22 protein-coding genes, 1 other RNA gene and 1 pseudogene are annotated in these 24323 nt (G+C 45.9%); 9 read left to right on the top strand and 15 right to left on the bottom strand.

The features are described from left to right. The first annotated feature begins 14 nt into the window (after positions 1-14). Positions 15-862 (top strand): annotated as a pseudogene (locus tag H6G46_RS11640) (IS630 family transposase). Between the two features lie 43 nt (positions 863-905). Here the strand turns inward: H6G46_RS11640 and H6G46_RS11635 are convergent. Next, positions 906-2489, bottom strand: a complete 1584-nt coding sequence (locus H6G46_RS11635) for a diguanylate cyclase (RefSeq protein WP_010872910.1) — start codon at positions 2487-2489, stop codon at positions 906-908. A gap of 300 nt (positions 2490-2789) precedes the next feature. Beyond that, positions 2790-3506, bottom strand: a complete 717-nt coding sequence (locus tag H6G46_RS11630; RefSeq protein WP_010872911.1) for a Crp/Fnr family transcriptional regulator — start codon at positions 3504-3506, stop codon at positions 2790-2792. Positions 3507-4723: 1217 nt separating this feature from the next. On the opposite strand from H6G46_RS11630, the gene hik34 reads away from it, so the two are divergent. Further along, positions 4724-6118 carry a two-component system sensor histidine kinase Hik34 gene (gene hik34 / locus H6G46_RS11625; protein ID WP_010872912.1) on the top strand — a complete coding sequence of 465 codons (1395 nt, stop codon included), beginning with the start codon at positions 4724-4726 and terminating at the stop codon, positions 6116-6118. A gap of 17 nt (positions 6119-6135) precedes the next feature. On the opposite strand, the gene H6G46_RS11620 is transcribed toward hik34, so the two are convergent. Continuing rightward, positions 6136-7431 carry a serine hydrolase domain-containing protein gene (locus H6G46_RS11620; RefSeq protein ID WP_223211266.1) on the bottom strand — a complete coding sequence of 432 codons (1296 nt, stop codon included), beginning with the start codon at positions 7429-7431 and terminating at the stop codon, positions 6136-6138. Between the two features lie 114 nt (positions 7432-7545). Here H6G46_RS11620 and H6G46_RS11615 point away from each other — a divergent pair, with 114 nt between their 5' ends. The 4 genes from H6G46_RS11615 (at position 7546) to ssrS (ending at position 9872) form a co-directional block, all read left to right on the top strand. Then, positions 7546-7734 carry a hypothetical protein gene (locus H6G46_RS11615; protein ID WP_010872914.1) on the top strand — a complete coding sequence of 63 codons (189 nt, stop codon included), beginning with the start codon at positions 7546-7548 and terminating at the stop codon, positions 7732-7734. 172 nt (positions 7735-7906) lie between these two features. Continuing rightward, positions 7907-8953, top strand: coding sequence for a DUF3326 domain-containing protein (locus H6G46_RS11610; RefSeq protein ID WP_020862336.1), 1047 nt, complete (start codon positions 7907-7909; stop codon positions 8951-8953). Positions 8954-8959: 6 nt separating this feature from the next. Next, positions 8960-9544: a type II CAAX endopeptidase family protein gene (locus H6G46_RS11605; RefSeq protein WP_010872916.1), complete on the top strand. Its 585-nt coding sequence runs from the start codon at positions 8960-8962 to the stop codon at positions 9542-9544. A 142-nt stretch (positions 9545-9686) separates the two neighbouring features. Further along, a non-coding RNA gene (ssrS, locus tag H6G46_RS11600) (6S RNA) lies at positions 9687-9872 on the top strand. Positions 9873-9965: 93 nt separating this feature from the next. Here the strand turns inward: ssrS and H6G46_RS11595 are convergent. From H6G46_RS11595 to H6G46_RS11565, 7 genes are all read right to left on the bottom strand, one after another. Next, on the bottom strand, positions 9966-11069 hold the full coding sequence (locus tag H6G46_RS11595; RefSeq protein ID WP_010872917.1) for an AI-2E family transporter: 1104 nt from the start codon (positions 11067-11069) through the stop codon (positions 9966-9968). A 135-nt stretch (positions 11070-11204) separates the two neighbouring features. After that, a complete protein-coding gene (locus H6G46_RS11590; protein ID WP_010872918.1) occupies positions 11205-11585 on the bottom strand; it encodes a DUF4359 domain-containing protein in 381 nt (126 codons plus the stop codon). Then, on the bottom strand, positions 11585-12547 hold the full coding sequence (locus H6G46_RS11585) for a pentapeptide repeat-containing protein (protein ID WP_010872919.1): 963 nt from the start codon (positions 12545-12547) through the stop codon (positions 11585-11587). Before H6G46_RS11585 ends, H6G46_RS11590 begins: the two co-directional genes overlap by 1 nt. 131 nt (positions 12548-12678) lie before the next feature. Then, positions 12679-13281, bottom strand: coding sequence for a 3-isopropylmalate dehydratase small subunit (gene leuD / locus H6G46_RS11580; protein ID WP_010872920.1), 603 nt, complete (start codon positions 13279-13281; stop codon positions 12679-12681). Beyond that, on the bottom strand, positions 13268-14926 hold the full coding sequence (pyrG, locus tag H6G46_RS11575) for a CTP synthase (glutamine hydrolyzing) (RefSeq protein WP_010872921.1): 1659 nt from the start codon (positions 14924-14926) through the stop codon (positions 13268-13270). The genes leuD and pyrG overlap by 14 nt, the downstream gene beginning before the upstream one ends. A 93-nt stretch (positions 14927-15019) precedes the next feature. Next, positions 15020-15307: a DUF4926 domain-containing protein gene (locus tag H6G46_RS11570; RefSeq protein ID WP_020862333.1), complete on the bottom strand. Its 288-nt coding sequence runs from the start codon at positions 15305-15307 to the stop codon at positions 15020-15022. Further along, positions 15285-15632 carry a DUF6883 domain-containing protein gene (locus H6G46_RS11565; RefSeq protein ID WP_010872922.1) on the bottom strand — a complete coding sequence of 116 codons (348 nt, stop codon included), beginning with the start codon at positions 15630-15632 and terminating at the stop codon, positions 15285-15287. The genes H6G46_RS11570 and H6G46_RS11565 overlap by 23 nt, the downstream gene beginning before the upstream one ends. 92 nt (positions 15633-15724) lie before the next feature. Between H6G46_RS11565 and H6G46_RS11560 the strand changes: the two genes are divergently transcribed. Continuing rightward, entirely contained in the window at positions 15725-18232 is a 2508-nt protein-coding gene (locus H6G46_RS11560; protein WP_010872923.1) for a sigma 54-interacting transcriptional regulator, read from the top strand. A gap of 94 nt (positions 18233-18326) precedes the next feature. Here H6G46_RS11560 and H6G46_RS11555 read toward each other — a convergent pair whose 3' ends face one another. Both H6G46_RS11555 and pdxH read right to left on the bottom strand, forming a co-directional pair. Continuing rightward, positions 18327-19277 (bottom strand): fatty acid desaturase, encoded by a 951-nt coding sequence (locus H6G46_RS11555; RefSeq protein WP_020862332.1) that lies wholly within the window; start codon positions 19275-19277, stop codon positions 18327-18329. Between the two features lie 398 nt (positions 19278-19675). Next, positions 19676-20320, bottom strand: a complete 645-nt coding sequence (pdxH, locus tag H6G46_RS11550; RefSeq protein WP_014407112.1) for a pyridoxamine 5'-phosphate oxidase — start codon at positions 20318-20320, stop codon at positions 19676-19678. A 56-nt stretch (positions 20321-20376) separates the two neighbouring features. Between pdxH and H6G46_RS11545 the strand changes: the two genes are divergently transcribed. Then, positions 20377-21219 (top strand): segregation/condensation protein A, encoded by an 843-nt coding sequence (locus H6G46_RS11545; RefSeq protein ID WP_010872926.1) that lies wholly within the window; start codon positions 20377-20379, stop codon positions 21217-21219. A gap of 24 nt (positions 21220-21243) precedes the next feature. Here the strand turns inward: H6G46_RS11545 and H6G46_RS11540 are convergent, their stop codons facing one another. Both H6G46_RS11540 and H6G46_RS11535 read right to left on the bottom strand, forming a co-directional pair. After that, positions 21244-22047, bottom strand: coding sequence for a hypothetical protein (locus tag H6G46_RS11540; protein WP_010872927.1), 804 nt, complete (start codon positions 22045-22047; stop codon positions 21244-21246). After that, positions 22040-22288, bottom strand: a complete 249-nt coding sequence (locus tag H6G46_RS11535; protein WP_020862330.1) for a YgiT-type zinc finger protein — start codon at positions 22286-22288, stop codon at positions 22040-22042. Before H6G46_RS11535 ends, H6G46_RS11540 begins: the two co-directional genes overlap by 8 nt. Before the next feature lie 218 nt (positions 22289-22506). On the opposite strand from H6G46_RS11535, the gene ffh reads away from it, so the two are divergent. After that, on the top strand, positions 22507-23955 hold the full coding sequence (ffh, locus tag H6G46_RS11530; protein WP_010872928.1) for a signal recognition particle protein: 1449 nt from the start codon (positions 22507-22509) through the stop codon (positions 23953-23955). Positions 23956-24191: 236 nt separating this feature from the next. On the opposite strand, the gene H6G46_RS11525 is transcribed toward ffh, so the two are convergent. Then, positions 24192-24323: transposase (locus tag H6G46_RS11525; RefSeq protein ID WP_190759818.1), on the bottom strand; the 132-nt coding region annotated here is incomplete at its 5' end.

The raw sequence follows: 24323 nt of genomic DNA, 5'->3' as shown, positions 1-24323 counted from the left end.
CAACTAAATCAGTCATGGCTTACGATCTTGATTTACGTATTAAGGTAATAGATTTCATCGAGAGTGGTGGTGGAATCACAAAGGCTTCGAAAATATTTAAGGTGGGCAGAGCAACAATTTATCGCTGGTTGGGCAGAGAAGAGCTTGGGGCAACGAAAGTTGAGACCCGCCAGCGTAAGATAAACAGAAAAGAATTGGAAGAGGATGTGAAAAATAATCCTGATATGCTTTTAAAAGAAAGAGCTAAAAAATTTGGTGTAACTCCTGCTTCACTCTGTTATCAATTCAAAAAAATGAAAGTTACTAAGAAGAAAAACAGTTACTTTATCAAGAGAGAGATGCCCAAAAGCGAGCAGAATATCAGAAAATCTTGAGCCAATTAGTTTTAATGTACGATACTAAAAGTCCAGTATTTATAGACGAAGCTGGTTTTGAGGAATTTGTATCCTCACTTTATGGATGGTCTAAAAAGGGAGAAAGAGTATATGGAGAAAATCAGGGAAAAAGAGGGAAAAAAGAAAATCTTGCAGCAGGAAGAAGAAAAACGAAAAAAGACTTAATAGTGCCGATGTTATTCACAGGAAGCTTAAATGCAACGGGTTTTGAAGGATGGCTGGAATTCTTTTTAATACCAGCATTAACAGCTACATCAATCTTGATTATGGATAACGCCCCCATTCATCGAAAAAATAAGATTAGGGAAATAGTGAAATCCGCAGGACACACGGTGTTATTTTTGCCAACTTATTCCCCAGATTTGAATGATATAGAGCATGACTTTAGTGCATTAAAGAGAGCGAGAATGTACGCACCTTCCGGTACTAGCATAGATAAAGTTATTCAAGATTACTGCATATCTTAATGTCTCATAATTATCTTGATCAGCTATACATCTCCTACCCTTGTTATTTTTCCAAAGATAAATTTTTTATTGGTAACAGGTGGGATTTGCCATTGGCTGAAGGCTGAGTCTCATCAAAAACCACAAATAGCTCCCCGTTGCGCTTGGCTTCATACATGGCCGTGTCGGCATAATCGATTAAACGATCATAGTCAAACTGTTCGTAGTTGCTGATCACAATACCAATACTGGTACTGATAAGCAGTTGAATTCCCTCCATAGTTAACGGACGGGAAAATAATCGGTGAATGCGGTCTGCACATTTTTTCGCATCATCACCTGACTTGGTTGATTTCAAAACAATTATAAATTCATCTCCACTCAGTCGAGCAACCTGGTCACCGTCTCGCACACACTCCAATAGGATTTCTGCTACCCGTTGTAGCACTTTATCTCCAAACAAATGTCCGAATCGATCGTTAATGCTCTTAAATTTATTCAAGTCCAGCATCAGCAGAGCAAATGCCTGGTCGTCAGAATTATTTCTGCCATGGACATTCTGGTGTAGGTTTTCTAAAAAAAGAGCCAGGGAACGACGGTTAGGTAAACAAGTCAGGCTGTCATGGTGAGAATCATAATAAAGTTGGTCGTTAATGGTTGCGAGGGACGTTATGTCATTTAATAGCCAATAAAAACCATTGATTTCACCATTGTCATTTCTTTTTTGGGTGGCTTGAATATCCACACTGATGGAAATACTGCTCAAGGATTGGAGTTGCATTGACCAACAATAGGGCACCTGCCATTCACTTTGATCTTTAACTATATTTTCCAGATGGTTTTCGAGTAACGAAATTTGTTGTTGCGGTGCATAGTAAATAAAAGGTTTCCCCATTAGGGATTCTCTATCGGTTTTAAGCAAACGACAGGCATTTTGGTTCGCATCTTGAATTTTTCCATGGCAATCAATAATTAAGTAATTTCCAGGTAACAATTCTAATAAATTGTGGTACGAATTTTCGAGAACTGACTTTTGTCGATAAATTTTTTTATAAATTTTCCATAATCTTCGCTGATCCTGTTTCAGATCCGCTGGTGAGTCAACCACGGTTAAGTTTCGGGGGCAGTCCTGTTTAATATCAGCGAAAATACCGATGGCCTTTTCTGCCCTCAAATCTTCGAGATAACCAGGATAAGCTTTGTTAGCTTCTTTTTCATCGGTAAAAGGGCCAAAGTAATAGGTTACACAGGGAATAATAGTGTGCACCCTCACCCACCAATCCCTATCCTGGTAGAGGGAACTTGCCTGGGTATCCTGGTCAATAATTTCCCCTGAATCTTCTTGATGCACACGACTCATTAAGCTATCAATCATGTCTGGCATTGCCCGAAGAATTCTTTCTTCAATAACTAATTTTTCTTCAATTAGGCCGGTGTAGCCATGGACAGAAGTAAATTCTAAATCTTCGTCTGTCCTAACTTTATGACGGTTAGGAATTGTGCTTAAAATCTTCGCCTTGAGTTGTTGGCGGAAGCAGGACAACGACAGGGCCATGACATAGGGATGGTCAGGGGGAAAGTCCGTCAGAAATCGATCAATCTCCTCTTCCACTACCGCTAGAGTTTCGTTGACAAGATAGGAGGACATTGCATTGCACCTGTTGAACTGGCAATAGTTGTATAGTCGAATGACGGGAAGTTCTGGGAAAATCGACAATTATAGTCAGATCTACTTCTCCGAGATGCTTGAAGATTTGGCGTCGGCGCAAGGCTTCTAGGCAGTTGTTGAAAATATTGAATCCAGAATTAATCCAGAATTCTTCACCCGGTAATAGTGTGCCTATGGGCTAGAAACCTCTGCTTTTTATTTATTATTCCCCACATCCAATTTAGAAAAAATATTGCTTTTTGTCTGTACGATCATGCTCTTATCTTTAGCTTATTTAGCTTAACCCTGACGGAAACCAAGTAAACGAATATATTCATCTTGTACTAATTGATAGCATTCACAGCTAGTTTTTTTAAGGGCATCGTAGTCCAACAAAGTTATTTTTCCCCGACGATAGGTGATCATGCCGGATTGTTGGAGAGAGTTCGCTGCAATGGTTACCCCCGATCGCCGGACTCCGAGCATATTAGCGACAAATTCTTGGGTAAGGGGTATCTCGTCCACTTGAAGACAGTCATGGACAGACATTAACCAACGGGCTAGACGTTCTTCAATTTTATGTTGGCGATTACAGGCGGCACTCTGGGAAACCTGGGTGAGTCTGGCTTGGGTATAGAGCAACAAAATTCTCTGCAGTTGGGGAGACTGCTCAAACTCTCGTAAAAGTATATGGGCACTTAGTTTCCAAGCTTCCCCTTGCACCTGGACGATGACCTGGCTTGTGGTTTGTTTTCCCCCCAGAATAATGGGCAATCCCACCATTCCTTCATTGCCAATTAAACCAATTTCTGTGGTGGAGCCATCTTCCATAATTGAGACAACGGAAATCATAGCTGTATTGGGAAAATAGGCAAATTCCATCACCTCATTGGGCTCGTATAGTACTGTGCCGGTCTTGTAGACAACTTTTTTGAGATGGGGCGCTAAACGTTTATAAGCTTCGACGGGGAGGAGTCCTAATAACTGATTTAATTTTATGGGAGGATTATTGGTCATTGGCAATGCAATTAATTAAAAATGGCATCTCAATTCACTAACAATCATAAGGGTTGTATGCTAACGCCACTTAGATTCATTTGAATTAAAATGTTTATGACTCCTTGTCTCCCAAAGCTTGGAAAAATTTACTCTGCACGATAAGCTGATCTCTGTATAGAGTAAGGATTGTGCGCAAACGGGACGCCGGTCAGGCCCAAACCAAGAGTTTATCTTCGGAACTACATTCTTATCTGTACGAAACAGGACTTTAGGAGAATTTATTAATAGAAAATTTTCCGGCCATAGTCAATATCAAGGCGATTTAGTCTCGACTTCAACCTTTTTACTCTGTAATTCATAAATCTTTTAATCCGATTTAGTGAAAATAATCAATTCTCTATGGCCTCGATGATGGCGATCGCCAAAACTTGATAGCTGGTGCCGATTTTATTTTTTTCGGTAACTAAGTATCTCTATTAGACTTGATACAAAACAGGATTCTACAGTGAGAAATACTAAATTTATTAGCGTTTTTTTCTGTCTGTGTTGGGTCCGATTTCACTGTGGGGGCGATCGCCAAGGGTGGAGTAATCAGCAACCTTCCAACAATAGATAAAATAAATATTTAGTGAAAAAATATTGACATTAAGATATCTTAATTGACTCTCGGTGATCTCTTCTTCAAAAGGAGTGAAGTCATGACCAGTTCTAGCATTGATGGCGTGGGGGTGGCATTTTTAGTACGGGTTTAGACCGGCGATCGGTTGCTTAAAAATAACAGGGTGACGGAGTTCTTCCGCTGGATATGTTCACCGTAGGAGGACAATTGCTCGGAGTAGTTGACACCACCAGTGCAAAACCTTAATTAGGTAATTAGATTTTAAAACCGCATAAACTCATAATTTCTATTGGATCGTACCTGCGCCAATGATCATAGTGTTAATGCATCACAAAAATGATTGAGGAATTAACGTAGTTTTGCCCTGGTCAAGACGGAGAGCGGTATAGGTTTGTCATCCTTTCTTCGCGCCTTTGCGTCCATCCGTCGGATTTTGTTCGGTTTTACGCCTAAGGGGGAAAGGAAAATGGGCTTACCATCAGGGAGAGAGGCCACACAAGACTGCTGAGTCTGTTAAATTGCAGTGGCAAAAAGTTTGCTATTTCCTATTCCCTTTCAGAACATCGTCCCCCGTTGTTACCGCTGTTAACTTTCCCATCCTAAAAATCTGGTTCCCGTGAATGAAGTTTGCCTAAAGTTGAGTGATTTGTTTGTGTCTTCCGGTTGGGGAGGATATGACCGAGGGCGGGCTCCCCAGTGGGCCCATCCCAGAGCACAGCAACAATGGTTTGGGGCGATCGCCGCTTTGGAACCATTTTTAAGACAAACTTTGCCCAATGTTGGGGGAGAATTACCGGGAATTTGTTTGACGGGCCCTGCCCCAGTGCTGAAAGATGCGGTGCTGGTGCGAAATTTTTACCAAGGCATTGCCACCCCCTGGGAAGAGTTTTCCCCCTGGCCCTGTTTAGCTGGCGAGGAATCCGAATGGAGTGCTGTCCCCCCCATGCGGGAAATTCCCCTGTTTCCCCAGGACCCCTTGGCGGAAGAGCAATTTTGCTGGCTGATGACCCCCCAATTTGGTCTGCTATTGCTGTTGGGCAAAAATGAGCAGGGTTTGGCCCAGTTCTACTGGACTTTTGACCCAGAAATTTTGCAGCAAGCTTGGTTAAGCCTCCAGGCCCGCCTCAAATATGGCCTAAGTCCTGATCTGTCCCTCTTGCAAAAAACCATAGCGGCTTTTAATTTTCCCCAGCCCGATTTCCGTTTGGTGACTTACTTTGGGCAATTGATGTTGGACTACCAGCCCAATCCCTATAATCTTCCCCCATGCCAAGAACAGGAATCGGCGGAACCATCCCCGGATGTGGAACTGCTCCAAGCCTTAACCCATGAGGTGCGGACTCCCCTGACTAGCATTCGCACCCTAACCAAGTTGTTATTGCGTCGCAAAGACCTTTCCCCGGAAGTGCTCAAACGAATTGAATCCATTGACCGGGAGTGTAGCGATCAAATCAGCCGCATGGACCTGATTTTCCGAGCCACGGAATTGGAATCAACCCCCCTGCCGGAATTGGTGGTGCCCCTGACGGTGACATCCTTAGAAGCGGTGTTCCAAGCTGGCATTCCCCGCTGGCAAAAACAGGCCCAGCGCTATAACGTCAATTTACAAGCTCAGATTCCCCATTCTTTGCCCCAGGTGTGGAGTAACCCCAGTTTGTTAGACCAGGTGCTGGGGGGCATGATTGAAAAATTTGTGCGGAATTTCAACGGCGGCGGAGAGATCAATTTACAGATCACCACTGCCGGTGACCAGTTAAAAGTGCAGTTCCATACCCAGTCAGTACACCAAGCCAATCCCGTCAGGGCTCTGGGGGAATTGTTGATGTTCCAGCCCCAAACCGGTTGCCTGAGTTTAAATTGGGATGTGACCAAAAATCTCTTCCAACTCCTGGGAGGTAAGTTAATCGTCAGACGGCGATCGCCATCGGAGGAGATACTAACCATTTACCTTAAATGTGAACAAAGGACTGTGCCTGTGGCCAACTACGATAGGCAGTTCACCATGGTCTAGGGGCTCAACCGAGAGTTTCAATGGCCTGAAATTTGCCGCAGTAAGCCTGGGGTAATAAAGGTCAAAAGGCCAATGGCGATCGCCCCGGCTCCAATGACTATCAATGCCGGTACAAGGCGGGATTGCCAAAATCGTTCCCTGGCCGCCGTCGTTAGCTTGCCAGTTTCCCAATAAACCCAATCATCCCCTAGATGACTAGCCAGACTACGATTCCCCGATAGCAGCAACACAATGCCATTGCCCGTTTCTGGATTAACTCGCAAAGTGTGGTTCAGAGCGGGCATATTGCCCCCGTCATGGCCGATCACAGCTCCCCCACTGGTGGTGGTTTGGTACAGCATCATACCTAAACCCCAGGTGCCATCGGTGCCCGGTTGGGCCGTTGCCATCCTTTGCAAAGTGTCAGCTTTCAAAACCGAGTTGGGTTGGAGATGGGCCTGGGCGAATTTAACCATGTCAGCCAAACTGGCGTAGAGGGAAGCGGCCCCGGTGGCAGTGAAATGGCGGGGAGGGCTGGGCTGTAAATCTTCGGTAAAACTAGTGGCCAAATTATTAGCTCTTCCCTGGTCAACAATGGTTGGCCAATCAAAATTCGCCCCGGTCATACCCAACGGGTGCAGAATTTGCTCCTGCATAAATTCAGCAAAGGATTGTCCCGTCACCTCCTCCACTAACAGTTGCAAAACGGTATAACCGCCCCCGGAGTAGCTAAACTCTTCTCCCGGTGGATAAACTGCCTCCACCCCCCTTGGTTCCCCAAAGGCCACATCTTTTGTTAGGGTCAAAGACTGTTCCAGGGTTTGCAACGGTTGCCCCGGCAAAAATCCTCCATAGCCTAAATGATCGTTCTGTCCCCCGGTATGGCTCAACAGTTGGGCAATGGTTACCTCTCCTCGGTAAGGACTATCAGCAGGAAATTGCCAACGGCGAAGATGGGATAAAACTGGATCGTCTAAATTAATCTGTCCCATTTCCACCAATTTCATTACCCCCCAGGCCGTAACCAGTTTACTCACAGAAGCCATTTGGTAGAGGGTATTTTCTGGGTCAACGGGGGAACCGGAATCAACATTCTCCACTCCCACCGTATGTATGGTGTCCACTTTGCCATTGTGGATTAGGGCTAGGGCCGCACTGCCCAACTCCTTGCCTTCCCCTTGGTTAAGGCGATCGATTAAATATTGGTTAAGGGAAGCTCGATCACCAGGGCGTAGGGGAGGATGGGAAAACCAAATACTTTCCCCCCATAACACTGCCCCCACCAGTAAACTCCAAATGAGCAGGGCAGTAGTGCCGGTTAAAACCTTTTTCAAGCTCTTGTTTGCCGAGGTAAAACTTGCTGATAGTCTCAAATTTTAGCGGAAAATTTCTGGGGTTTTGCTAGAATCAGTCAGAGTTGCCTTACCCGCCCATATTTGCCAAAACCTATGACGACCCATTTCATCACTGCTGAAATTGACCTCCAGGAAAATCCCCTGCAACTGCAACAGGAAATTGAACAGGAATTGGCTAAACGGGGCGATCCCCTGCGGTGGGCGGTGACAGCGGTGGATAAAGAGCAACAAAAAGCCCAGGTGGAAGCGGTGGTGACGGTGACGGCGGTGCAGGAAGTCTAGAAAAAAAGGTTAAGAGCCTGTTTTAAAAGCCCCCCTGGCCCCCCAAATTTGGGAAGAAATTGAGTGAAAGTTCCCCAGTATTGCCGGAGTTTTAGTGGGTCGAGTTAGGGGGCGGGATAAAACTTTCCAAACACGTTCTAAGTTTTACTAGTTCCAGTCTTTTACGGTCACTTTGAGTTATAACGTCACTTTAATTATTCCCACTGGGGTGGGGGCGGCCCTTGGTGGTTACGCTGGGGATGCTCTACCGATCGCCAGGGCCATTTCCCAGGTGTGTGATCGCCTCATTACCCATCCCAATGTGTTAAACGGGGCCCAGCTTTATTACCCCATACCCAACGCCCTTTATGTGGAAGGTTACGCCCTGGATCGCTTTGCCCAGGGAGATTGGGGTTTAACTCCTGTGGGTAACAACGCCATTGGCCTAATTTTGGATCAAGGCATTGAAGAGGATTTGCGCTGGCGACATTTACAGGTGGCGGACGGGGCTCGGGCTACCCTGGGTTTAACCCTGACGGATTACGTTGTTACTGATGAACCCTTGGGGGTGGAATTGCGCCTGTCGGACTCTGGCACTAGTTGGGGCACCATTGCTAACCCAGAAAGTTTATTGCGGGCGGCGGATAAGTTATTGACCCAGACCCAAGCCCAGGCGATCGCCGTCATTGCTCGCTTTCCCGATGATGTGGGCACTCAAGTGCTGGCTGATTATCGCCATGGCCATGGGGTGGATCCCTTGGCCGGAGCGGAAGCGGTCATTTCCCATTTAATTGTGCGGCAATTTCAAGTGCCCTGTGCCCATGCCCCAGCGTTGAGTCCTTTGCCTTTAGACCCAGACATTTCCCCCCGGTCAGCGGCGGAGGAATTGGGCTACACTTTTTTACCCTGTGTATTGATGGGACTGAGTCGGGCTCCCCATTACCAAAGATTTCCCAATGCCCAGGGCCAAACCCTCTGGAGTCGGGATGTGAATGCTGTGGTTGTGCCCGCCAGCGCCTGCGGTGGTTCCGCTTTGATGAGTTTTAGCCAATCTTCTGCCCGCATCATTGCAGTGGAAAATAACTCTACCCAGCTAGAAGTCTATGGCGAAGACCTAGGCATTTCTGTGGTTAGGGTAAACTCTTATTTAGAGGCGATCGGAGTGCTCTGTGCAGACCGTGCAGGCATTAACCTTGATTGTTTCCAACCGGATTTTCCCCTTCTTCACCGCCTACCCTGAATATCTGTGTCTTCATCCAATAGTCCTTCCGAAATGGAGCCCCTAAGCCGTACCCAAATTTTGGGGGTGATGGGATTCACAGCGGTGCTACTGCTGATCATTGCTAAGCTTTGGCAATGGTGGGGGGATGTCACCCTGTTAAAAATCAGTTTTAATGTTCCAGACGCTTTATTGGGATTGGGTTTAGCAACTGCAATCATTCTGACCAGTGGGTTAATTTATCGGATTTGGCCTGCCTATCGGGTCAGTGCCGATGCCTACCTTGCCTTTGTGATTAAACCCCTGGTATGGGCAGATTTGCTCTGGTTAGGACTATTGCCCGGTTTAAGTGAAGAATTACTGTTTCGGGGAGTGATGCTTTCCGCCTTGGGGGGAGGTGTTTTGGCGGTGGTGGTTTCCAGCCTAGTATTTGGCGTTTTGCACCTCAGTAGTACGGAGCAATGGCCCTACGTGGTGTGGGCAACGGTGGTGGGGTTAGTGTTGGGCTATGGGGCGATCGCCAGCGGCAATTTAATGGTGCCTATTGTGGCCCACATTCTCACCAACTGGGTTTCCAGTGCCCTATGGAAATTCAACCACCGTCAAGGGTAAAAGGGTAATTAGTGAAACTAAATTAGGTTGAGTTTGATTCCCCTTAGTGCGTTATCTGGAAGAATTTCAACTCGATTAACGTCTCTGTTCGGAGGCTAGCCCCATTGCCCGATCGCCGAAGGATGGGGTTATAATGGCAGGGAAGTAACTACCGCGTTGGTGACTGCCAACAACGTTTTTTGATCTATGCTTGAAAAATAAGGGTGTCTCTGTGCATTCTGCGTGGTAGTAGACCGGGCTCGTACCCGGAAACGAAAACGAGAATTGATGACTCCCCCCTGGTTACACCAGGTCATAAACTGAGGTAAAACGGCGTGGTGGTGCTTCTCCTCTGCTTCTCAGGTTTATCCCTCCCCCCAGAACGGGTTTGAGCTGATTGCTCCCGATTTTTTCCGTCATTCTACATAGTTACCCCAACGCCCTAAGCCAGGGATTCCGGCAGTACTTCTACCTGTTCCTCGGTATCGATTTCTTCGTTCTCAGTTTTTCCAGCCCGCATATCATCAATCACTTTCTTGATCACACTGGCGATCGGTACGGCTAGCAACACGCCCAGTAAGCCAGCTATTTCCGCCCCAATAAAAATTGAAATTAAAATCCAGACCGGATTTAAACCAATTTTGTCCCCCATTAATTTAGGCGCAACACCGTTGTCGGTAATTTGGTCAATGACAATGGCGCTGACAAAAAATTTCACCGCTACAACCCAGCCTTTTAATAACAAAACTAAGGTTCCAATCAGGGTAACTACAGCTCCAGCAAAAGGAATTAAACTAGCTAACCCCAAACTGAAGGCAAAAAGAATGCTGTAGGGAATGCCCAAGGCCATAAAAACCACTAACCTAGCCATACTGGAACCAGCGGCAAGAATTAAACGGCTAATGAAATAATCTCGAAAAATTTCACCGGCATATTGGGGGATTTTTTTCTCCCAGGGTGAGGGTAACCAACTTAGAATTCCCTGCCAAAAAGTATCTCCTCCCACCAGCAAGAAAATAGTCAAAACCAGAATGACCAGGGTATCTACCACCCCACCGATGGTTTCCGTTAATACTTTTAAACTGATTTGTCCGATGCGGTCTAATTCCTTGCTTAAAGTTAGGTAAGCTTTCTGAAATAAATCATCGACATTGACCCCCGCATTATCCAAAGTTAAAAACAAAGTAGAGTTTTTCAGGTTGGCTAAATGCTCTTGACTGCCGCTGAGCCAACGGGGAATATCTTGGGAAAGATTGCCCAATTGATTACCCATTAAGGGAATAAGGGTGATGCCTCCCAAGGCGATGAGGGCAAAGCTGATGGTGATGACAGCAAAAATTGCCAGCCTTTTACCAATCCCTTTACTGACCAAAAAATTGATGGTTAATTTGAGCAGGAAAGTCACTAGGGTGGCAATGATGATGTAGTCAAAGAGTTCCCGAAAGCGATTAATAATCAAACTCAGCAAAACCCCATTCAGAAAAAAGATGGGAAAAATCAACATTAGCTTCAGCCAACCCGGTAAAGATTTAATTAACTGAGTCATTATTAATAGCCACAAAAGTAGAATAAATGATTAAGTTTATAGTCAGGCTAAAAAAATATTTGTGGAACTTATTTAAGTATACTCAAAGGCTTTGGCAACGTTACAAGAACACCTTTAGATTAATTAAAAAGAAGATCAAATTTCCATTGCCTGATAAGTATAAAACTGCTTCATTACCCCAATGGTTTGAAACTCATAGGTAGGAAAAGGATCCGGCAGAGATAATGTGGTTTGGTAAATACTAAACAACAAAAAATTTTGCTGATTAGTAGTTTGGGCGATGATTTGTTTAATTTGTGGTTGTCCTGCATCCACCAAGGTTTTGCAATAACTCTGCACGAAGCCGCCAAAATCCGCAGGCGCTTTGGGACAAATCTCGGTTTTTAGATAGGTACTGAGGGTTTCCACTGCGTAGTCTTCATAGTCAGGCTTGCCCGGATTGCCGATCGCCATCAGAGCACCACTGGCCAATACCATCACCCCTCCGATCGCCCCAAACACCGATAGCATTCTCATCAGGGATGTACACTCCCATCGGGCATAATTGTTTTTGCCAAGTTTATGCCGCTAATGTGACTATTTTGAAAATTGACATTACGTAGGTCTGCCCCCCGTAAACAGGCATCGATTAAATTGGCGCCCCGGAGTATGGCCCCGGCCAATAAAGCTTTTTCCATCAAAGCATACTCAAAATTAGCATTCTGGAAATTAGCTCCCTGGAAAATAGTGCCCCGCAGGGCGCAACCGGCACAGTTAATCTGCTCCTTGTTGGGGAGAGCTTTAAGATGAATTTCCGATAGATTAATCAAACTGAGGTTAACTTCCTTCATCAATGCCCTGCCTAAATTCGCTCCTTTCAAATTAGCTTGACTGAGGTCTGCTCCCTGCAGAAAAGCCTCCTCCACTGTGCCATGACGTAATTGGGCTTGACTTAGATTCACCTTATACAAATTGGCATGGTCAAAGTTGGCTTTGCGAAAATCGGCCCCACTCAAATCTGCCCGACTGAAATTAGCCTCTGCCAGATCAACTCGTGTGAGATCGGCCCCACTCAAATCCGCTCGACTGAAATTAACTGCTTCTAGGATTGCTCCCTGGCAATCGGTTTCCGCCAAGTTAGCCCCTTCTAAATTTGTCCGTATTAACCGGGCTTGCTTGAGCTTGGCATAGGCCAAATTGGCTCCACTGAGGTCACAATCGGTTAGGTCCGCCCAACTGAGATCTGAATAGCTTAAATCTATGCCAGTCAGGTCTGACCCGACAAATTTCACTCCCATCAAACGGGCATGGCTTAGGTTAGTACGCCGTAGCTGGGCTTCAGATAAATTACTGCCGCTGAAGTTGCCATATGCGAGCAGGGCCCGGTTGAGGATAATGCCCACTAGATCGGACTGGATTAAATCGGCATGATGTAGTTCAATGCGGCTGAAATCCCTAGTGCCCTGGCCATATTGCCAAAGAAGTTGCTCAGTTTCCATTGTGTCCTGACGGTGGTGGGAGGGGAGAGCAAAGCGGTGTGTTCTGACGACCAGACATAAACCAACTCTGTGGGCATTGTGCCCAAAAAAGCTGACTTACCAACACACCCAACGGAAAAAAGCAATAGGTTCTAGGCGGCGGAAGTTTGCCAATGGAGATAGGGCAATTTTTCAGCGGTGGCGGCAATTTTCCCCTGATTTTGCACCAGTTGACCACAGGTGTCCCATTGGCCATCCAGCAACATTTGCTGGGCCCCGTCGGAGAGAATTACGGGAAAACTCCGATCGCCGTAGGTAACGGCAGCGGTGGTTAGGTCTAAATTCACTGCCAAATTAGGATCGGCGGTAATGGCTTGTTGTAAATCGGCAATCTGACCATGGGGGGCAGTGACACAGGGCACACCGTTGGCCAAGCAGTTACCCAAAAAGATTTCAGCAAAACTTTCCCCAATGATGGCCTTGATACCCCATTTAATAATGGCTTGGGGAGCGTGTTCCCGGCTGGAGCCACAACCAAAGTTGCGGTTGACCACCAACACTGTGGCGTCTTGGTATTGGGACAGATCAAAAGGATGGTTGCCCCCCTGTTGCTGGCGATCGTCGGCAAAAACATGTTCCCCCAGACCGTCAAAGGTGACACAACGCAAAAAGCGAGCGGGAATGATGCGGTCAGTGTCGATGTCATCCCCCACTAGGGGCAAGGCCTTACCCTGGATTTGTTTAACTTGGCTCATGATCTTCGGTAACGGTGTGGCAGTTAACCGCTATCTTAGCAGGGGCATTGCGACGTTTTAAGACCGCATTAATAAAGCCGCTAAAAAGGGGATGAGCTTGGTTGGGACGGGAATGGAATTCCGGGTGAAATTGGCAGGCAATGAAAAAGGGATGGTGGGGATATTCAACGATTTCCACTAGGCGGCCGTCGGGGGATGTGCCACTGACCACAAAACCAGTATCGGTGAATTGGGTGCGGTAGGAGTTATTAAACTCATAGCGGTGGCGGTGCCGTTCGTACACCACTTCCTTTTGATACAGGGAAAAGGCCAGGGTATCTGGGGCAATGCGACAGGGATATAGTCCTAACCGCATGGTTCCCCCCAGATCCACCACATCCTGTTGTTCTGGCAAAAGGTTAATGACTGGGTTGGGGGTTTCCGTTTCAAATTCCGCGCTGTTGGCTTCCGGTAATTTGGCCACATTTCTAGCCCATTCGATGACGGAGCACTGCATACCCAAACATAGGCCCAAAAAGGGCAGTTGATTTTCCCTGGCATATTCGATCGCCTGGACTTTGCCGTCCACCCCCCGAATGCCAAAACCGCCGGGCACTAACACGCCGTCCACATCTTTCAGAAAGGTGGCTGCCCCTTGGGCTTCAATCTCCTCGGCACTGATCCAACGCAGGTGGAGTTTGCTGTCACTGGCGATCGCCGCATGGCCCAGAGCTTCCACCACGGAAAGATAGGCATCGCTGAGTTGGACATATTTACCCACCAGGGCCACGGTGATGTCATGGTGGGGGGACTGCATTTTTTCCACCAGGGATTGCCACTGGGACAAATCTGGCGATCGATTTTCCATTCTCAGCAGTTCTAGGGTCTGGTGGGCCAACCCTTCCTTTTCCAAAATTAACGGCACTTCATAAATACTGCTGGCATCCTGACAGGTGATCACCGATTCCACCGGCACGTCGCAGAATTCCGATAACTTTTCCTTCATACCTGGATGCAACGGGCGATCGCAACGACAGACCAAAATATCCGGCTGAATACCGATGGAACGTAACTCCTTAACCGAGTGTTGGGTGGGCTTGGTTTTCATTTCCTTGGCGGCGGGAATCCAGGGAATGAGGGTAACGTGCATGTAGATAACGTTATGGCGACCCACCTCTTTGCGGAATTGGCGAATCGCTTCCAAAAAGGGCAGGGATTCGATATCTCCCACGGTGCCGCCAATTTCTGTGATTACCACATCGGGGTTCGTGTTCTGGGCCACCCGGAGAATTCTTTCCTTAATCTCGTTGGTAATGTGGGGAATAACCTGTACAGTGCCCCCCATGTAGGCTCCTCGTCGTTCCTTATTAATCACTGCTTGGTAAATGGACCCGGTGGTAACGCTGTTGAGGCGAGACATGGAAGTATCGGTAAAACGCTCGTAGTGTCCCAGATCTAAATCTGTTTCGGCTCCGTCTTCAGTGACAAACACCTCCCCATGCTGAAAGGGACTCATGGTGCCGGGGTCCACGTTGATGTAAGGATCAAGCTTAAGAATGGAAACGGAATAATGGCGGGATTTTAGTAACCGTCCCAGACTAGCGGCCACAATGCCTTTACCAATGCTGGAGACCACTCCCCCAGTCACAAAAACAAACTTCGACATTGGCCAAACTCCCTACAAAGTGCGCTTAAATCCCCGCCCATTTTACCGGAGATACCAGCCAATAACTAAACCTAACCTCCAATTGAGTACTGCCTAACTTGCTAGCAAGATTGGTTGATCGTGTAAAGCCATTAATTTTTCTCTGGGAACCGCCAACATGGCATAAGCCTGACCATCTCCGTCGGCAAACTCGACTTCAAAAGCTTCCCCTCCCCCCAGGATCTCAATAATTGTCCCAACTTGTCCCTGACGCAATAGAATTGGCTGGCTTGTCAGAAAAAGCTTGGCAGTAATATCTTCTTTTAACGCCACAAGACTATGTAGTTGAAGGTTGTCCATAAGTGTAATTTCCTTGATGCTAATTGCGAATGGGATAAACATTGGTTAGTCGAGGATAGGTCTCCCCGGGGCGGATTATCCAAGCACTAAGTACTTTCGCTGTTCCAGTGGTAGTGGTCATGGGAAAAACAGCCACATAACGTTCTCCGTACTGGTCAGAATCTGTCAATTCAAAATTTTGATAATGAGCGGCTACTTTTCTGAGCCTAGTAATAAGAAAGTCTTGGTTATCTATTGTTATACCCAATTTAGCTCGAAAAAGTCTAGCTTTATGTTTGCCATTAGGATGGTTTAGGTTAAGGGAATAGGTCTGTAGTTTATCAGTTATTTGCTTCACATCAGCTTGGTTTCCGTAGGGCAATTTCATAACTTAGATTAAAAATATCCCAGAACTTAATTCAGGATAGATGTTACAGCATCGATTAGTATGATCATAGGTTTTTCCTCAGGGGTTTTGCCATGACCGATCGCCTTTCCTATTTGCTTTCCTGGCTCCGACAACGGACGGAATTAGGCCAACTTGCCCCGGAGATTCTGGAGGCGATCGCCAGCCAATTAATTGAATTTTCCCTGGCTAAGGGTGAAAGTCTGCCCAAAGATAGGGACAAGGGAACGGACTTGTACATTCTTGGTCAAGGACAGTTGGAATCTGATGCCCGGAAATTTTGTTTATTGCCAGGGGCAATTATTAATCTAGAGGCATTCATAATTGATAGTCCCCTAGAACAGGATTTAGTCGCCCTTACTGACTGCCAATTGTGGTATTTACCAGGGCAAAAAATGCGGCAATTGCTGCAAGATTATCCCCAGATAACTCAGGCTTTTTCCCAACAATTGGTGCAGGAACTCAGGGAACTGAATGCCCAATTATTTTTTGAACAGGAAAAACAGAAGATTTTACGCCCCTACCTCGTCCCTGCCGCTAAGCGAGCCATTATGGGTAAAAGTCGCTATGCCCAAAAGCTCCGGGAGCAAATTAAAGCAGTATCAACAGATCAAAAGCCAGTATTATTGTTCGGAGAGCCGGGACTGGAAAAGGATAACACCGCCGCCCTGATTCATTTTGGCTCAGCCCAAGCCCAACGGTCGGTGATGGTGAAGGTCAACTGTGCTCTGCTATCCGCCAGTGGTCAAGAACTCTTTGGCACCAATCAAGGTAAACCCGGAATTTTAGATGCCTTGGGTCAAGGAACCTTACTGTTGAACAATATTCAGGAATTGAAACCCCAACTTTTACCGGCGATCGCCAACTTAATTTGTGAAGGTATTTACCAACCGGTGGCCACAGCAGGGGGAGCAGAACCAACTTTTCGCCATAGTCAAGCCAAGGTAATTGCCATTGCTGAAAACATCATTCCCAAGCTTACTTCCCTATTTACTAACACCATTAAAATTCCCCCTTTGCGGGTAAGAAAAGCGGATATTGAGGATTACGTTGACTATTATTTAAGTTTAATTTGTCGCTCCAAGGGCATCGAAGTTCCTAACCTAGCACCGGAGGCCCTGCGTCGCTTACAAGCCTACGATTTTCCTAATAATATTCGGGAATTAAACAATCTAGTGGAACGGGCGGTAACCCAATTACAGGGCGAAAAAGTAATTACCGAGGAAATTATTTGGCCTTCCCAAGGTAAGAAACAATTATTTCGTCTGAATTTACTCAACCGTTACCCGCAATTACGGCAATTTTTACGCAGTGCCTGGTGGCCCGATCGCCTCAATTATGGCTTCACTGTGTTCGCTTTCCCAGTCATTGTGGCTATTCTTTTTCTAGGGCCCCAAACTAGGGACCAAAATTTTGCATTGAATTTATTTTGGGCATGGTGGTGGCCCCTAGTGCTATTGGGATTTATTTTTGTTGGTAGACTTTGGTGTGCGGTTTGTCCCTTTATGATTTACGGAGAAATTACCCAAAAATTATCTCTCTGGCTCTGGCCGAGGAAACTGAAAAAATGGCCGAGGCAGGCAGCGGAAAATTGGGGTGGTTGGTTTCTCTTTGCCCTTTTTGCCCTAATTTTACTCTGGGAAGAACTGTGGAATTTGGAAAATACTGCTTATCTTTCTGCTTGGTTATTACTGTTAATTACCGGGGGAGCTATGGTTTGCTCCGTGATTTTTGAGCAAAGATTTTGGTGTCGTTACCTCTGTCCCATTGGCGGCATGAACGGCATGTTTGCTAAATTAGCTATCACAGAATTGCGGGCCCAACAGGGAACTTGTTCGGCAGAATGTACTACTTACCAGTGCTACAAGGGAGGCCCCGCTAAGGGGGAAGGTCAAGCCACTGAAGGCTGTCCCCTGGGTACCCATCCGGCCCAACTAACCGACAATCGGGATTGTGTACTATGTATGACCTGTTTAAAAGCCTGTCCCCATCGTTCGGTGGAATTTAATCTGCGTCCCCCGGCGATCGCCATTGTTACTACCCATACCGTGCGCCCTTACGAAGTAGCCTTATTGTTGTTACTCCTGAATAGCGTTTTATTGAGGAGATTACCAGAATTTATCCAGGTATGGCATTTATCGCCAGTGGGTACATTTATTGACCATGGTTTTCTGTCCCTCGGTTTACTATTTTTACCAGCTTTATTGCCACTAATCGCCTACTTTTTGATTCCCGCTCCTAAAGTTGGGCAAAAAATTCCCTTCATTAACCTAGCCTACGGTCTATTGCCTCTCACTTTAGCGGCCAACTTAGCCCATTATCTCAACTTGGGTTTGGGGGAAGCGGGGCAGGTGTTGACCCTAGTGCCAAAAACTTTCCACTGGTCTTTACCCTTTGATTTACCGATGTTGGTGGCGGATCCAGCGGCGATCGCCTTTTTGCAAGGTATGCTGCTTTTGGCCGGGGTACTTTGGTCGATTTTTCTCAGTCAACAGTTAGGTAAACAATCCTTTTTCAATCTTCTGCCTCACCACAGCACCGTTGTTGGTTTAATGCTGATCTTTTGGAGTGTGATTGTTTAACTTCTTCCATACTTCTCATAAGGCGATCGGAAGGGAGTAATACCATCTAATATTGCCTTCCCTCCCGATGTTGGTTTGATTCAATTAGGATCAATTAAGGTTTCTTTTGATATCCACCATTGGATGGGGATTGGTAATAGACCCCTGAACCTTGATTAGGAACAAAATGGCAAGCCCAGTAGGACTTAAAAAAAGCTTGCCAAATTGGCTCGTCAGAATATCGATAATATTCCCCTAAAATGGGCTTGATGGCTTCAGTCGCCCGGCGTAACTTGTAGTGGGGCATATTCGAGAAAATATGGTGGGCGACGTGGGTGCCAATGTCATGGTGAATGGGGTTAATGAAGCCGTAATCCCGATCAATGGTGGAGAGGGCACCTTTGAGAAAATACCAGTCATCACCACGATACCAAGGGATATTGTCTTCAGTGTGATGTAAAAATGTGACCAAATCTAACCACACCACAAACACGAGGTAGGGGGCAACATAAAATTTCAGCAAAAATAGCCAGCCAAATTGCCAAGTTAAAAAGCCAAGGAAGCCGACAAAGGCTGCAAGGGCAAAGGTGCTGGTGAGAACAGCTGCTTTTTCTCCGGGACGGAATAGGGGACTGCCGGGCATGAAATGGGAGCCTTGCCGGTTTGGCGATCGCCGAAATAGATAAATGGGGTAGGCGATCAGAGGCAAGTAAAAACGTAGAAGTTTTTCATACCAGGCCATTTGGTTATATTTTTGCTCCGACACTGGATACCAACTTTCGTCGGTGTCGATATTGCCCGTGTTGGCATGGTGAGTACGATGACTAATACGCCAGCCATGGTAAGGCACCAAAATTGGCGTGTGGCTGAGATGACCAATCCAATTATTAAGGGTTTTGGATTTGGAAAAGGAGCCATGGCCACAATCATGGCCCACCACAAACAGGGACCAGAATAGGGTTCCCTGAATTAACCAAAAAATCGGATAGAAGAACCAGGAATCAAGGTAGGCCGCTAGAGCATAAAACCCGGCAATTAAACCAACATCCAAAAAAAAGTAGCCCAAGGACCGGACTACCGATGGCTCAAAACAATCCGCTGGAATAGCGTTTCTGAGCTCTTGGAGGGTAAATGGTAATTCTTCAGTTTTGGGGTAAGGAAGCTTTGTTTGAGGCGATGAAATTTCTAGACGCACGTATTTATCTTAGGGGCTATGACGGCAAAACAATCCTATGATTCTATCCTAAATCTTCAAAGAAGGCTGCCGTTGGAAGATGAAAATTCGGCAGTAAGACCAATTTTGACTAAGACAGAAAACACACTAAGGAGAATACTTGATTCAAATTTGTGTAGAGAAAGGACGATAAAAAGTTCAAATGTTTATAAATACGCAACTCTGATCAACTTTATGGACTAAAACGTCAAAACTTTAAGACTGCAATGGAATGGGGGCTAGTTTAACTTCTACGGCGCCAACCTCTGTCTGTGCCATTGACCATCAAGCAAATTAAATTGCAAACGGTCATGGAGACGACTAGGGCGGCCTTGCCAAAATTCGATGCGATGGGGAATCACTCGAAATCCTCCCCAGTGGGGGGGGCGGGGAATGGATTGGTTTTCGTATTGTTTTTCCCAACGGGCTAGATTGTCTTCTAACTCCTGGCGATCGCCAACAATCCGACTTTGGGGAGAAGCCCAGGCCCCCAATTGAGAACCCCGGGGACGGGACTGAAAATAGGCATCGGATTCTGCCGGATCAATTTTTTCCACTTGACCATCCACCCGTACCTGTCTTTCTAGGGCCGCCCACCAAAACACTAATCCTGCCCAAGGATGGGCCGTTAACTGTTGCCCCTTGGCACTGTCATAGTTAGTGTAAAAAACGAAGCCCCGCTCATCCAAACCCTTGAGCAGCACCATACGCCCCACCGGATGGCCTTCCTCGGACAGAGTGCTTAAAGTCATAGCATTGGGTTCTGGCAACTCAGCGGCGATCGCCTGTTGGAGCCATATGTGAAATTGGGCAAAGGGATGGTCTGCCACCTCAGCCTCGATTAAACCCCCCTGGGTATAGTTCAAGCGTAAATCCGCGAGGGAAACCCCATCCATAAAGCCTGCGTCCTCCAACTGGTGATCTTCACAGCGGGCAGTTAACATAAGGAATTATGACACCATCTGCGGCGAGTCATGCCATTGATACCCTGATCGAAATGGCCCACCAAGGGGAGATTAACCCCTGGGACGTGTCGGTGATCGATGTAATTGATCGCTTTTTGCAGGATCTGGGCATTCTCAACAGCCTCGACCTGAATTTTCAACAGCAAAATTTACCCCGTTCTGGCCAGGCTTTTCTTTGGGCCTCCATGTTGGTGCGCTACAAAGCTGACAGTCTCCACAATTTGGAGCAGGAACCAGAAGAAGTTTTACCTGAAGCTGAGCTAGAAGAATGGCCCGATGGTCTAATTGCCCGGTTACCAAGGGATTTAGAAAATCGTCTGCGTCGCCGCACTGCTGTCCCGCCCCTACAACGTCGTCGGGTTACCCTGGCGGAATTAATTGATCAGATCGAGGCGATCGCCGTTGAAATCGAAAAAAGCGAACAAAAACCCAAGCGGGTGAAACGGGCCCGTCCCCAATCCCGGCGGGAAGCACTACAAATCATTACCGAATTAGCCCACCAGGAAAATTTAACTGAGTTAGCCAGCCAATTGGAACAATTTTTACAAACCCGTCTGCCGGAAATTTTGCCTGATTTACCCCATCGTTCCTGGGTAGATTTGGATACATTACTCCACTGTTGGCATCATCATTTAGATCCAGATAAATTGCCGGATAAAAAAGATAAAGTTGGCGTATTTTGGGCATTACTATTATTAAGTTCCCAGTCGAAAGTATCTTTGGCTCAGGAAGAGTTTTACCAAGATTTACAAGTTCAAATTATTGATGACTCTGAAAAAAATATACAGTTAACCTTAGATCCAGAAACAGAAGTGTTAAACTCAGCCTAGTATGCAAGCAATTACTCTTAAATGCTAAATATTTCTTAGTTGCAAATCTAAAGACTCATATGAGGAGTTAGATGTCAATCTAGTTGCATATAGATTCATTAAATCTTGGATGGAAATCAATTTAACTTCTATAGAATTAATTGCTTGAATTTTTCGAGAGTGTTGACGACTAATTATCCAAACTTGCTTATGATCTTCATGAAATTCTTCAACTATTCTATCTGAAAACTCTATTCTGCCTTGCTTCAATTGACTACAGTAATTAATGATTTGTTGACTTTTAAGAGTTTCAATGTCTCCCTTTGCCAAGGTACAGTCATAAATGACTGAAAGATTAGTAGTCCGAAAAAATCCATCCGCCTTACCAGCTTGTTTTTCTCCAAGGAAACTTTTGATAGTTACAATTCCTAGTGACTTTAATAATAAAAAGGTATATTTTTCAAACTCTTGCCAGTTATTAGTAGTAGCTAATATCGGAAAAAAGTTAGGGCAGATATCTGAATTATTTTCCCACGAAAGGTCTTTGGATTCTACTTCTATAGAGCTTGATTGAGACAAGTTATCAGCAGAAACATGCATTTGTCCAGAAGCGATACTTATAAGTTGATGTAATACACGCTCAAACTCCAACATCTCATCTTCAAAAATTCTTATTTTTGATCCCACAAACTTGTCTCCAACCTTCTTGCGTTGATCGATAACAATATATTTTGAGCCATTTTTGGCTACCTTTAACTCAAAAAAATAATTATGGGAACCTGAGAAATAGCGAGCTTTATGCAATAATTCTCTTTCTTCTCTTGTGTACCATTGCTCTGAATTATCCATTTTCGTAATTATTAGGAATGATTTGATTTTCTGAATAACTATAAACCGGAATTTGAATAAAATGATCCGGCTCCTGATTGTCTAGAACAGTCTGTTGTAAACACTCTACCGTTGCTGGCGAAAAAAACTGCTCTCCAGTTTCTTCATTAACCCGTGCTGGGACGTTTTCAATAATAATTAACCGACCATTTAAACTAAGGGTGTAATTTACCCTTTTTTCAACCAGAGTTTTGTTGTCCATTATTGGTTTCTCTCCTTCGAGTGATCAGCAAGGTCATTACTGGATTGTTGAGGTGGGTATCTAAACCAAATTACACGGCGATCGCCATTGGGGAGGAGAGGCCTGGGTCCGCCCATGGTTAGGGGATGGGACCGATCAGATTCTCTGGCCAGGGCAACCCTTTGCTACAGTTGAATTGGTTACAAATAGTTAAAGTTCCGTCCCGCCGTTAAAAGTCTATGTTTGATGCCTTAGCCGATCGCCTTGAAGATGCCTGGAAGAAGCTCCGGGGTCAGGACAAAATTAGTGAAAGCAATATTAAAGAGGCGCTTCAGGAAGTCAGGAGAGCCCTGTTGGCGGCGGACGTGAATCTCCAGGTGGTCAAGGGTTTCATCAAAGACGTAGAGCAAAAAGCCCTCGGTGCGGATGTGATCAGTGGGGTTAACCCAGGGCAACAGTTCATCAAAATTGTTTACGACGAACTGGTAAACCTGATGGGGGAAAGCAACGTGCCCCTAGCTCAAGCAGAGCAAGCTCCCACCGTCATTCTTATGGCCGGCTTGCAGGGGACCGGGAAAACCACCGCCACGGCCAAATTAGCCCTCTATCTCCGCAAACAAAAACGCAGTGCCCTGATGGTGGCCACGGACGTTTATCGCCCCGCCGCCATTGACCAACTAAAAACTCTGGGGCAACAGATTGATGTGCCTGTATTTGACCTGGGCAGTGATGCCAACCCGGTGGAAATTGCCCGCCAAGGGGTGGAAAAAGCCAAGGAATTGGGAGTCGATACGGTCTTAATCGATACCGCCGGTCGTTTGCAGATTGATCCCCAAATGATGGCGGAGTTGGCCGAAATTAAACAGGTTGTTAAACCTGACGATACTCTACTGGTAGTAGATGCCATGACGGGGCAAGAGGCGGCCAATTTAACCCATACTTTCCACGAGCAAATTGGTATTACCGGAGCAATTCTTACCAAGTTAGATGGGGATACTAGGGGCGGTGCAGCCCTATCGGTGCGGCAAATTTCCGGCCAGCCGATCAAATTTGTCGGGGTGGGGGAAAAAGTGGAGGCCCTGCAACCTTTCTATCCCGATCGCCTAGCCAGTCGGATTTTAAACATGGGGGATGTGCTGACCCTGGTGGAAAAAGCCCAAGAGGCGATCGATGTCGGGGACGTGGAGAAGTTACAGAACAAGATTCTCGAAGCCACCTTCGATTTTGATGACTTCATTAAGCAAATGCGCTTTATGAAGAATATGGGTTCCCTAGGGGGTCTGCTGAAAATGATTCCCGGCATGAATAAGCTCAGCAGTGGCGACATCGAAAAAGGGGAAAAGGAACTCAAGCGCACCGAAGCCATGATTAGTTCCATGACCACGGAGGAAAGGAAGAATCCCGATTTATTAGCTAAATCCCCCAGTCGGCGTCGTCGCATAGCCCAAGGATCGGGTCATAGTGAAACCGATGTGTCTAAGCTAATCACCAATTTCACCAAGATGCGGACCATGATGCAGCAAATGGGCATGGGAGGAATGCCTGGAGGTATGCCAGGGATGGGAGCAATGCCAGGCATGGGGGGAGGTATGTTTGGCGGTCAACCAGGCCCAGGTTTTCGAGGTTACAGAGGTGGTGGCGGTAAGCCGAAAAAGAAAAAGAAGAAAAAAGGTTTTGGCCAGCTTTAATGTGTTATTTGCCTAGTCTTATTCTGCTCCCTAAATTGACTACTTCATGGACAATGGGGAGCAAATTTTATCTTAACTTCTCTGTAAAATTAGGAGAGGTTAATAAGATTTGCTGAGCTTATCTGCAAATATTTTGTATTGTCTGAATCCGTTGTCAAAATCTTGATAAAAATGATTGATTTTAACTATTTTAGGCAAAATTTAGATTTATAGTAGTTTCAAATAAAGCTGAGACGCTAAACGCCACAGTAAGAACGGATAATTTCATCAAGAGACGTGTCAATAGGAGCGTACATTCTAGCTCGTTTCAAGGCACTAAAGTCATGCTCAATATCATTTAAATCAGGAGAATATTTCGGCAAAAAAAG

Origin of the sequence: Synechocystis sp. FACHB-908 (assembly GCF_014698595.1) — a bacterium.
Lineage (GTDB): Bacteria > Cyanobacteriota > Cyanobacteriia > Cyanobacteriales > Microcystaceae > Synechocystis.
Note: the sequence above shows the minus strand (reverse complement) of the source record. Positions and strands in the feature narration are given on the sequence as shown.